Below are 11,884 nucleotides of genomic sequence, written 5' to 3' on the forward strand. Positions count from 1 at the left end.
CAACGACAAACGCCACTTTAAATCTATATGAGAATTACTATAAATTACGCACCTCAGTTGCCACTATCTTGCTACCCGTGTTCGCGGGCCGTCGATCAGTGTGCTCAAGGATCGAATCCGCATCGATGCGGCCGGGAGTCATGTTGGAAAACTACTATCGCGAGCTGGTGTGTTTCCTGAACGCCAAGCTCGGCAACCGTCAGGTCGCCGAAGATGTGGTGCATGACGCTTATGTGCGCGTACTGGAACGCTCCAGCGACACGCCCATCGAGCAGCCGCGGGCGTTTCTTTATCGCACGGCGCTAAATCTGGTGATCGACGATCATCGGCGCAACGCCTTGCGTCAGGTCGAACCGCTGGAAGTGCTCGACAACGAAGAGCGCTATTTCACCCCGTCGCCCCACGGCACCCTCGATCACGGCCAGCGTCTGGAGATGCTCCAGCGCGCACTGGCGGAATTGTCGCCGCTGTGTCGCGACAGTTTTCTGCTGCGCAAGATCGAAGGCCTGTCGCACCCGCAGATCGCCGAACATCTGGGGATTTCCAAGGCACTGGTGGAAAAACACATCGTCAACGCGATGAAGCATTGCCGCCTGCGCATCAAGCAATGGGATGCCCATTGAGCCGCCATCGCTAAATTTTATTTCACTGTCCTCGTTCCTACTCAACAGACGACCTGCTGTCCTGCTCAAGGCCAGTCGGGTCACTTAGGCTCTCCTTTCCCCTTGTTGAGGGGTTCATCCAGAGGACACTGGAAATGACTCAGGCAATTGCATCGCCCATCGTTCACGACCTGATCGGCGTCGGTTTCGGCCCTTCGAACCTGGCGCTGGCCATCGCTCTGCAAGAGCGCGGCCCGACCCACGGCGAGCTGGATGTGCTGTTCCTCGACAAGCAGGCCGACTACAGCTGGCACGGCAACACTCTTTCGACCCAAAGCGAATTGCAGATTTCCTTCCTCAAGGATCTGGTGACCCTGCGCAACCCGACCAGCCCGTACTCGTTCGTCAATTACCTGAAGGCCCACGGCCGTCTGGTCGACTTCATCAACCTCGGCACCTTCTACCCGTGCCGCATGGAGTACAACGACTACTTGCGCTGGGTCGCCGGGCAGTTCACCGAGCAGAGCCGCTATGGCGAAGAAGTGCTGACCATCGAACCGGTGCTGCACAACCATCAAGTTGAAGCGCTGCGCGTGATCTCCCGCGACAGCGAAGGCCAGCAGTTCGTGCGCACTGCGCGTTCGGTGGTGGTCAGTGCCGGTGGCACGCCGCGTATTCCTGAAGCGTTCAAGGCACTGAAGGGCGACAGCCGCGTGTTCCACCACTCGCAGTACCTGTCGCAGATGGCCAAGCAGCCGTGCGTGAACAATCAACCGATGAGCATCGCAATCATCGGCGGCGGGCAGAGCGCGGCGGAAGCCTTTATCGATCTGAACGATTCGTTCCCGTCGGTGCAGGTCGACATGATCCTGCGCGGCTCGGCCCTCAAGCCTGCGGACGACAGCCCGTTCGTCAACGAAGTGTTCTCGCCGGAGTTCACCGATCTGGTGTTCCAGCAAAACAGCGCCGAACGTGAGCGGCTGGTCAACGAGTACCACAACACCAACTACTCGGTGGTCGACATCGACCTGATCGAGCGCATCTACGGCATCTTCTATCGGCAGAAAGTCTCGGGCATTGCCCGTCATGCGTTCCGTACCCTGACCACCGTCGAGAGCGCCACCGCCACCGAACGCGGCATCGAACTGGCGGTGCGCAACAACGCCACCGGCGAAGTCACCGTTCGCACCTACGACGCCGTGGTTCTGGCCACCGGTTACGAGCGGCAGATGCACCGCAAACTGCTGGCGCCACTGGAAGAATACCTTGGTGATTTCGAGGTCGATCGCAACTACAAACTGATCACCGACGAACGCTGCAAGGCCGGCCTGTACATGCAGGGCTTCTGCCAAGCCAGCCATGGTCTGAGCGATACGCTGCTCTCGGTGTTGCCGGTGCGTGCCGACGAGATTGCCGGGTCGCTGTATGAGCATGGCAAGAACCGTGGGCACAGCCGTTCGATGGCGGATCTGTTGTTGGCGACTGCCAGCTGATTTTGTAGCGCCTCACATACCGCTTTCGCGAGCAAGCTCGCTCCCACATTGGATCTCTGTCGACCACAAAATCTGTGTTCAATGAAGATCCCCTGTGGGAGCGGGCTTGCTCGCGAAGGGGCCCTTCAGCAATACCGCAAAACTCATTCCTGAACCCTTCCTGAACATCCCCGACACACCTTCTTTCACGGGTTTACTCTCAAATCATCGAGGCGTAAGCTTCGCGCGTTTTCATCAATAGCGGAGACCCACAGTGGGTACTTGTTCGAGTGACAGTTGTCGGCCGGTCTCGGTAACCGGCAGATTCTCGGCAAGATAACGCGCAGCCTTTCTCTGCCGTTGTCTCGCCGTAAAGCGAGCAGCGGCATCCCGATCATGGTCAGTTGAGACCATGTCCCGACGTCCTTCTCATCGACACTGAACGTATGTGATTTCGACCGTGTGGTCGCGATCGCAAACCTATCGACACGCCTGTCTTTTCTGACCGGCGCGCCAAGCCTTGCCGTGCCGGATTTTCCGGTGAACGAGGCATGGTCGTACCTGCTCGACGGTTTCCCGGCTGACCATAGGGGCAACAGCCATGAAACTTACGCTCAAGGAATTTTTCGCAGGCTTTCTGCGCACACGCCACATCGCCCGGCACTTCCGTCGTCTGGCGCTGCTGGAATCGATCACCGACACCACGGTCAGCCGTGAAGTGCCGCCAACCCTGGCCAATACCCTGGTTGATGCGGCCCAGCGCGACAGCGGCGAACTGCTGTCGTCACTGGGTACCCACGCCGATGGCCTGACCGACTTTGAGGTCGATGCACTGCGCGCGCAGCACGGCCTCAACGAAGTCGAACACGAGCAGCCGCTGCCGTGGTGGACTCACCTGTGGCACTGCTACAAAAACCCGTTCAACCTGCTGCTGACGTTGTTGGCGGTGATCTCGTGGCTGACCGAAGACCTGAAAGCCGCCACGGTGATTTTCTCCATGGTGGTGCTGTCGACGCTGCTGCGCTTCTGGCAGGAAAGCAAATCCAACCAGGCCGCCGACGCGCTCAAGGCGATGGTCAGCAACACCGCCACGGTGATGCGCCGCGACGAGCCGCGCATCGAACTGCCGATCAAGCAACTGGTGCCGGGCGATCTGATCGTGCTGTCCGCTGGCGACATGATTCCCGCCGACTGCCGGGTGCTCAGCGCCAAGGATTTGTTCGTCAGCCAGGCGGCGATGACCGGAGAATCGATGCCGGTGGAAAAATTCGCCCGGCAGGCCGACCGCGACACGCGCAACCCGCTGGAGCTGGAGAACATCCTGTTCATGGGCACCAACGTGGTGTCCGGCACGGCGGTGGCAGTGATTCTCACCACGGGCAACAGCACCTATTTCGGCGCGTTGGCGCAGCGGGTCGGTGCCACTGACCGCGCAGTGACCTCGTTCCAGCTGGGCGTGAACAAAGTCAGCTGGCTGCTGATCCGTTTCATGTTCGTGATGGCGCCGCTGGTGCTGTTCATCAACGGTTTCACCAAGGGCGACTGGACCGAAGCGCTGCTGTTCGCGCTGTCGATTGCCGTGGGCCTGACCCCGGAAATGCTGCCGATGATCGTCACCTCGACGCTGGCCAAAGGTGCGGTGTTCCTGTCGCGCAAGAAGGTCATCGTCAAACGTCTGGACGCGATCCAGAACTTCGGCGCCATGGACGTGCTGTGCACGGACAAGACCGGCACCCTGACCCAGGACAAGATCTTCCTCGCGCGCAATGTCGATGTCTGGGGTGAAGACTCCGACGATGTGCTGGAAAAGGCCTACCTCAACAGCTACTACCAGACCGGGCTGAAAAACCTGCTCGACGTGGCGGTGCTGGAACACGTGGAAATCCATCGTGAACTGAAGGTCGGCACGGCATTTCGCAAGGTCGATGAGATCCCGTTCGACTTCAACCGCCGGCGCATGTCGGTGGTAGTGGAGGGGCGTGGCGAACCGCATCTGCTGATCTGCAAAGGCGCGGTGGAAGAAGTGTTGGCGGTGTGCACCCGCGTGCAGCACGGCGAAGTCGAAGAAGCCTTGAGCGATGAATTGCTGACCCGGATTCGTCAGGTCACCGCAGCATTCAACGCTGAGGGCTTGCGCGTGGTGGCGGTGGCTGCCCGCTCGATGCCGGAAGGTCGCGACACTTACAGCCTGGCGGATGAACAGGAACTGACGCTGATCGGTTACGTGGCATTCCTCGATCCACCGAAGGAAAGCACCGCGCCGGCGCTCAAGGCTCTGGCCGAACACGGCGTGGCGGTCAAAGTGCTGACCGGTGACAACGAACTGGTGACCGCGAAGATCTGCCGCGAAGTCGGTCTGGCACAACAGGGCTTGCTGCTGGGCAACGACATCGAGCGCATGAGCGACGCCGAGCTGGCGGTGGCGGTGGAGAAAACCAACGTGTTCGCCAAGCTGACGCCGTCGCACAAGGAGCGCATCGTGCGCATCCTCAAAGGCAACGGGCATGTGGTCGGCTTCATGGGCGACGGCATCAACGACGCGCCGGCGCTGCGCACTGCCGACATCGGGATCTCGGTAGACAGCGCGGTGGACATCGCCAAGGAAGCCGCAGACATCATCCTCCTGGAAAAGAGCCTGATGGTGCTGGAGGAGGGCGTACTCGAAGGGCGCCGCACCTTCGCCAACATGCTCAAGTACATCAAGATGACCGCCAGCTCGAACTTCGGCAACGTGTTCTCGGTGCTGGTCGCCAGTGCGTTCATTCCGTTCCTGCCGATGCTGCCGATGCACCTGCTGGTACAGAACCTGCTCTACGACATTTCGCAGATCGCGATTCCGTTCGACAACGTCGATGACGAGATGCTGAAAAAGCCGCAACGCTGGCAGCCGGCGGATGTCGGACGCTTCATGCTGTTCTTCGGGCCGATCAGTTCGATCTTTGACATCACCACGTTCGCCTTGATGTGGTACGTGTTCGATGCCAACACCCCGGATCACCAGACGCTGTTCCAGTCCGGCTGGTTCGTGGTGGGCTTGCTGACCCAGACGTTGATCGTGCACATGATCCGCACGCCGAAGATTCCGTTCCTGCAAAGCCGTGCAGCCATGCCGCTGCTGGTGATGACCGGAATCATCATGGCGGTCGGGATCTTCCTGCCGATGGGGCCGCTGGCCAACTACTTCAAACTGCAGGCACTGCCGTCGCTGTACTTCGTGTTCCTGCCGATGATCCTGCTGGCGTACATGGCGCTGACCCAGGCGGTGAAAGGCTTCTACATCCGCCGGTTCGGCTGGCAATAACAGCAGGATAACGCTGTTCCCTCTGTAGGAGTGAGCCTGCTCGCGATGGCAATCCGTCAGTCAAAATTTCAACGACTGACACACCGCTATCGCGAGCAGGCTCACTCCTACAGGGGATTCGGATGTTTTCAAGGACAAGACTATGCAAGCCATCAACAACCTCAACCTGACCTCACTGCTCGACACGCTGGTCAGCCTCAGCGCAGCGTTCATCCTCGGTGGCCTGATCGGTTTCGAGCGCCAGTACCGGCAACGCACCGCCGGCCTGCGCACCAACGTGCTGGTGGCGGTCGGCGCGGCGATTTTTGTCGACATGGCCAACCGTCTCGGCGGTGCTGAAGGCGCGGTGCGGGTGGTCGCCTACGTGGTTTCCGGCATCGGCTTTCTCGGCGCCGGGGTGATCATGCGCGAAGAAGGCAACGTGCGCGGCCTCAACACCGCCGCGACCCTGTGGACGTCAGCTGCCGTTGGCGCCTGCGCCGGTGCCGACCTGCTGGCCGAAGCGCTGCTCGGCACGCTGTTCATCCTCGCCGCCAACACCTTGCTGCGGCCGATCGTCAACAACATCAACCGCCAGCCACTGGACGTGGTCTCGGCCGAAGTCACCAACATTGTCTATGTCATCGCCCGGCGCTCACAGCAGAAAGCCGTGTTCGCCCTGCTCGAAGCCGAGCTGGAACGCAGCAACTACCCGGCCAGCGACGTCGATGTACACGCCTTCGGTGCCGACGAAATCGAGATCGAAGCCACACTTGCAACCACCTCGGTGGACGGTGACGAGCTGGATGCCCTGGTGGCACGGATCTCGACTTCAGCGTTGGTGGTGCAGGCGTTCTGGAGTCCGAGTACCACCGAATAAGGCAACAACGTCGGGCAGCCATTCGGCATGGCTCATGAGTGCGGATGAATGACCGGTTTTTTAAGAAAAGTCCTACAGAACTGCTCCTGAGGCTTGCGTAGTCTTGGCGCACCCATCCACCTCATGAGATCGAGCATGATCAATAAAGCCCTGCGTATCCTGATTGCCGATTCGCAGCATTTTCACCGGATGAAAATCGAGCGCCTGTTCAATGGTCTCGAATACTTCCGGGTTGCTCCGGTACAGAGTCTGTTTGAGCTGCTGACCCTGGTGGACTACGGCTGTGCACCGTTCGACGTCGTGGTCATCAACGCCGAGCTGGCGGCCGGATCGCTGGACCTGCCGGGGTTTTTCCTCAACAACCCGCAGGTGCGCCACGCCCTGATCTATAACGAGCCCTCGGCACCTGCGCTGACACCCGCAGGCTTCGCTCAGGAAAACCTGCAGATCAGCCATGTCGGCCTGCCCAATGCGGCCGCGATCAAGCACCTGATGGCGCGGGTCGACGTTGCCCCGGTGTGTGCTGCCAATGCCTGGAACCCGGCGCCAGCCTTGCAACGCCGGGCTTGAGCACGAATTACACTTTTGCGCAACTGTCAGATCTGACAGGTAGATACGGCTGGCTTCCCGTGTAACAGTTCTTGCGCAGCCACCCCGGCCGGAACAGCCGATACCGGTGGCGCCATCGTCTTGTTTTTGCCCTGGGAGCGGTCATGAAGTCAGCGCTGATCGTCGACGATCATCCGGTGGTGCGGGCTGCCGTGAAACTTGTGCTCGAAGCCGAAAGGTTCAGGGTGATTCATGAAGCGTCGAGCGCCAGCGAAGCCCTGGAGCTTAGCCGTGAGCAAAAACCGGAACTGGTGATACTCGATCTCAAGTTGCCGGGGGTGGGTGGACTGGAAGCGCTGGAGCGGCTCAAGGCCAACGACCCCGACTGCAGAGTGCTGATCTTTACTTCTCAGGATCCGCTGCACTACCAGGATCGCTGTCTGCGTGGCGGCGCCATGGGTTACGTGGCTAAAACCAACCAGTTGCTGCAATTGCACAAGGCTGTCCAGGCCCTGATGTCGGGCTACTCCTATTTTGCTGCGCTGACGGGTGACGGCCTTGTGTCGACCCCGTCGCACCGCAGCGAAAAACAGCTGATCGACGAGCTCTCCAACCGAGAACTGAACATTCTCGTGCAGTTGGCTCTGGGCAAGCCCAACAAGAAAATCGCCGCTGAAATGTTCCTCAGCCACAAAACCGTCAGCACCTACAAAACCCGCTTGATAAAAAAGCTGGGGCTGCACTCAAAGTCAGCGGTGTACTTGCGCGAATTCGCCAAGCGCAACCATCTGATGTGATTAGAAAATTGAACCTGCGACGCTGGTGGTGCGTGCTGTGGTTGAGCCTCACGGCCACCTGCTGGGCTGGTGAACCGCCACAGCCACTGGAGTTGTTGAGCCAGGCGGCACTGGAAAATATCCGGGTTCCGCTCGACGAGCAGGATCGCCAATGGCTGCGCGAGCACCCACGGTTGCGCATGGGCATTTCCGGCGCCGATTACCCACCGTTTGAAACCACCCGCAATCGGTTGGAGCTGGAAGGTCTGACCGCCGATTACGCGGAGCTGCTGGCGCAACTGCTCGGGGTGCGGATCGAGGTGCAACGCTACGCCAACCGCGACGCGGTGATGAGCGCACTCAAGCGCGGCGAACTCGATCTGCTGGGCACCTCGAACAATTTCGAGCTGGCCGACCCGGATTTCATCCTGTCGCGCCCTTATGCCGAAGACCAACCGATGCTGGTGACCCGGCTCGACGAAACGTTGCCGGCCGACCTGGCAGGCAAACGCATCGCCATGGTCGAGGACTATCTGCCGCTGGCCAGTGTGCAAGCGTTGTATCCCGAGGCGAACGTGCAGCGTTACTCCTCGGCAATGGATGCGCTGGGTGCGGTGGCATTCGGAGTCGATGACGGCTATCTCGGCGACCTGATCAGCGCCAACTACCTGATCAACACCAATTACCGCAATGACCTGCAACTGGCCGGGCCATCGGGCCTGGATGCCAATCCCTTCGGTTTCGCCCTGCTGCGCAGTGAGGTGCGCCTCAAACGCATCATCGACAAGGCGCTGGCGGCCATTCCCATGGAGCGCCGACAGCTTATCGAGCAGCGCTGGAGTGCGGGGGGCGCGCACATGGCCGCGCAGTCACGGGTACGCCTCAGTGTCAGCGAGCAGCAGTGGCTGGAGCAACATCCTCGGGTGCGGGTCGGGGTGATCGAGGATTTCGCCCCGCTGACATTTTTTGATGCCGACGGGCGATTCAACGGGTTGTCGGCGCAATTGCTCAACCTGATCAGTCAGCGTAGCGGGCTGCAATTCGAAGTGGTTCGGGGGCGTTCGCTGGACCGCCAGATCGAGCAGCTCAAGGCCGGTGAACTCGACGTGTTGCCGGTGGTGACCCCGAGCAGCGAACGGGAAACCGAGCTGCAATTCACCCGTGCCTACCTGAACAATCCGTTTGTGCTGGTCAGCGCGACGACGGCCGGCAGCCCGCGCAGCCTCGCCGATCTGCCGGGCAAACGGCTGGCGATTTATCGCGGTCATCCATTGCGCGACTTTATTCTGCAGCAGGTGCCCGGGATCCGTCTGGTGGAGGTGCGCAGCCCGGCCGAGGGCATGGAGCAGATCGCCAAAGGCCAGGCCGACGTGACCGTCAGCTCGCTGCTGGTGGCGCGGTTTCTGATTGCCCGTCATTACCGCGAGCGCCTGCGCATCACCAATACCATCGGCGATCAGCCGGCACGTATTGCCCTGGCCACCGCAGCGCAGGATACGGCGCTGCACACGATTCTGAACAAGGCGCTGCTGAGCATCGCGCCACAACAGATGGACGAACTGGTCGAGCGCTGGAGCCATGACGTGGTCGTGGAAGAGAGCTATTGGCAGCGTCATCGCCGCGAAATCCTGCTGGCGTTTGCCGCTGCGACAGGGTTGCTGTTGCTGGCCTTGGCCTGGATCGGTTTTCAGCGCTCGCAACTGCGCCAGCGTCAGCAGTGGCTGCAGCAGTTGCAGCAAGCCAAGGATGCCGCCGACGACGCCAATCGGGCCAAGACTACGTTTCTGGCGACCATGAGCCATGAAATCCGCACGCCCATGAATGCCCTGATCGGCATGCTCGAAATGGCCCACAAACGTGCCGAGGAGGGCGTCATCGACAAGCTGGCAATCGAGGTCGCGTCCGCTGCCGGCCAGCAATTACTGGCGTTGATCGGTGACATTCTCGATATCGCACGCATCGAGTCCGGGCATTTGTCCCTCGCGCCGGAGCGGGCCAATCTGCGCGAACAAGTGATCGCGGTGTGCCGCGTATTCGAGGGGTTGGCGCGGGAGAAACGCCTGCTGTGGCAGGTCGAACTGGATGCGCACAGTGACGTTGAGGTTCTGCTCGATCCGACACGCTTCAAGCAAGTGCTGTCAAACCTGTTGAGCAACGCTATCAAGTTCACCGAGCACGGGCAGGTCAGTCTGCAACTGGCGGTAACCAGGGCGGCGCTTGGCCAGCTGGCCGTGAAACTAGCGATTGCAGACAGCGGAATCGGCATCAGTGCCGATGACCGCAAACGCCTGTTCAGTCCGTTCGTCCAGGCCGCTAATCAAGGCCAGTCAGCGCGTAGCGGTTCGGGGCTGGGCCTGGTGATCAGCCGTAACCTCTGCGAAATGATGGGTGGCACTCTGCGCCTGGACAGCGAGCCGGGGCATGGAACGCGGGTTGAGGTAAATCTGCAACTGCCGCTGTTGACCGCGCTCGAACCCGAGACGGCAGGCCCGCAAGTGGCGGATACGCCAGCGCGTTCGCTGAGCGTGCTGGTGGTGGACGATCATCCGGTCAACCGCTTGCTCCTGTGCCGGCAATTGAGTGAACTGGGCCACTCCACGGTCGATGTCGAGGATGGTGAACTGGGCTTGCAGCGCTGGCGAACACAGGCTTTCGATGTGCTGATCACCGATTGCAACATGCCCAGGCGCAACGGTTACGAACTCGCTCGGACACTTCGTGAAGAAGAGGCGGCGAGCGGTCGGGCACGCTGCGTGATCCTCGGCTTTACCGCCAACGCGCAGGTCGAGGAGAAAATCCGTTGTCTTGAGGCCGGCATGGACGATTGTCTGTTGAAGCCGATTCGCTTGCACGATCTGCAACAGGCATTGAAGTCGGCCAGCCGCGGCGACAGAGATCACCTCTCGAACCCGACACCGCCGCTGCCCGAGATCGACCTGAGCGCGCTTGAGCAGATGGCCGGGGACAATCCTGTAGTGATGCAACGCCTGCGCGAACAAGTGCTGCGCAGTCTGCACGAGGATCTGCAACGGCTGGACGCTGCGCGCCAGCCACAGGATCTGAGCGAATTAACCACCCTGGCGCACCACATCAAGGGTGGTGCGCAAATGGTCGGTGCCGCGCGGGTGGCGGCGGCGTGTGCGGAGCTCGAACAGGCGTGTCGCGACGCCGAAACCCTGGCGGTCCACCGCTCGGCGGATGCGCTGCGCAGGGCCATGCTCTGCCTCGCGCAGCGGCTTCAGGACTGAGCGATCAATCCCACTGCGGCGCAATGCCTTTCGGGCTGGTCAGGCGCTGGCCGCGCTCCAGACCGGCGATCAGCGCCATGTCGGACTCGCTCAGGGTCAGCGCGGTGGCGCCGAGGTTGCTCTGCAGGTTGGCGCGTTTGGTCGACGATGGAATCACGGCGTACCCCGACTGCATCGCCCAGGCCAGAGTGACCTGCGCCGGGGTCGCTTGCAGGCGTTCCGCGATCTGCTGGATCACCGGATCCTTCAGCACTTCGCCATAGGCGAGGGTCATGTAGGAGGTGATCTGGATGCCCTGGCTGCGGGCGAACTCGACCACTTTGCGGTTTTGCAGGTACGGGTGCAGTTCGATCTGGTTGGTGGCGATGTTGTCTGCGCCAACCGCTGCGATGGCCTGTTGCATCAGCTCGATGGTGAAGTTCGACACCCCGATCTGCCGGGTCAGGCCCAGACGCCTGGCTTCGAGCAGCGCGCCCATGAATTCGGCGACTGGCACCTGATCTTCCGGCGACGGCCAGTGGATCAGCGTCAGGTCGAGGTAGTCGGTCTGCAGCTTCTGCAGGCTTTCCTTGAGGCTCTCGATCAGACGATCCTTGGCGAAGTTGGCGATCCAGATCTTGCTGGTGATGAACAACTCTTCGCGAGCAATGCCGCTGGCGGCGATGGCCTGGCCGACCTCGGCTTCGTTCTCGTAGATCTGCGCGGTGTCGATGGCGCGGTAACCGAGTTCAAGGCCGGTGCGCACCGAATCGATGACCACCTGACCTTTCAGGCGAAACGTACCCAGACCAAAAGCGGGAACAGACATTGATGACTCCAGGGTTGCAGTGGGAATGGGCAGTAGTATCCGCGTCTGTGTCCTTGGGAAAAACCGCTGGTGGGGCAAAGCACTGTTGAGCAGAAGTCATGAATCTTTCCCGATAGTTGTGTTGTCCGGACTGGCACCTTCGCGAGCAAGCCCGCTCCCACAAGGGATCGAGATTCAAAAGTGGGACTGTTCTAAATATGGAACACTAAAGCCGGTTTTTGCCGGCTAGTCCTCCAGCCGTCATGGATTTAAGCTCAATCCATTGCGTC

At 60.6% G+C, this 11,884-nt stretch carries 8 protein-coding genes; 7 read left to right on the forward strand and 1 reads right to left on the reverse strand.

Going from position 1 to position 11,884, the window contains the following annotated elements; genetic code table 11:
• The first annotated feature begins 140 nt into the window (after positions 1–140).
• The 7 genes from CKW11_RS18775 (at position 141) to CKW11_RS18805 (ending at position 10,807) form a co-directional block, all read left to right on the forward strand.
• Positions 141–623, forward strand: coding sequence for a sigma-70 family RNA polymerase sigma factor (locus CKW11_RS18775; protein WP_095138702.1), 483 nt, complete (start codon positions 141–143; stop codon positions 621–623).
• A gap of 134 nt (positions 624–757) precedes the next feature.
• Positions 758–2,095 carry a lysine N(6)-hydroxylase/L-ornithine N(5)-oxygenase family protein gene (locus CKW11_RS18780; RefSeq protein WP_095138703.1) on the forward strand — a complete coding sequence of 446 codons (1,338 nt, stop codon included), beginning with the start codon at positions 758–760 and terminating at the stop codon, positions 2,093–2,095.
• A 580-nt stretch (positions 2,096–2,675) separates the two neighbouring features.
• Positions 2,676–5,375: a magnesium-translocating P-type ATPase gene (gene mgtA / locus CKW11_RS18785; protein WP_095138704.1), complete on the forward strand. Its 2,700-nt coding sequence runs from the start codon at positions 2,676–2,678 to the stop codon at positions 5,373–5,375.
• Positions 5,376–5,517: 142 nt separating this feature from the next.
• Positions 5,518–6,234, forward strand: a complete 717-nt coding sequence (locus CKW11_RS18790; protein ID WP_095138705.1) for an MgtC/SapB family protein — start codon at positions 5,518–5,520, stop codon at positions 6,232–6,234.
• A gap of 135 nt (positions 6,235–6,369) precedes the next feature.
• Complete coding sequence (locus CKW11_RS18795) at positions 6,370–6,804, forward strand: chemotaxis protein CheY (RefSeq protein ID WP_095138706.1); 435 nt, start codon at positions 6,370–6,372, stop codon at positions 6,802–6,804.
• A 143-nt stretch (positions 6,805–6,947) separates the two neighbouring features.
• Complete coding sequence (locus tag CKW11_RS18800; RefSeq protein WP_095138707.1) at positions 6,948–7,580, forward strand: response regulator transcription factor; 633 nt, start codon at positions 6,948–6,950, stop codon at positions 7,578–7,580.
• Between the two features lie 8 nt (positions 7,581–7,588).
• Positions 7,589–10,807, forward strand: coding sequence for a transporter substrate-binding domain-containing protein (locus tag CKW11_RS18805; protein ID WP_177440017.1), 3,219 nt, complete (start codon positions 7,589–7,591; stop codon positions 10,805–10,807).
• Positions 10,808–10,811: 4 nt separating this feature from the next.
• Here CKW11_RS18805 and dkgB read toward each other — a convergent pair whose 3' ends face one another.
• Positions 10,812–11,615, reverse strand: a complete 804-nt coding sequence (gene dkgB, locus CKW11_RS18810) for a 2,5-didehydrogluconate reductase DkgB (RefSeq protein ID WP_095138708.1) — start codon at positions 11,613–11,615, stop codon at positions 10,812–10,814.
• Between the last annotated feature and the right edge of the window lie 269 nt (positions 11,616–11,884).

Source organism: Pseudomonas sp. Irchel s3a10, from assembly GCF_900187525.1.
Classification (GTDB): domain Bacteria; phylum Pseudomonadota; class Gammaproteobacteria; order Pseudomonadales; family Pseudomonadaceae; genus Aquipseudomonas; species Aquipseudomonas koreensis_G.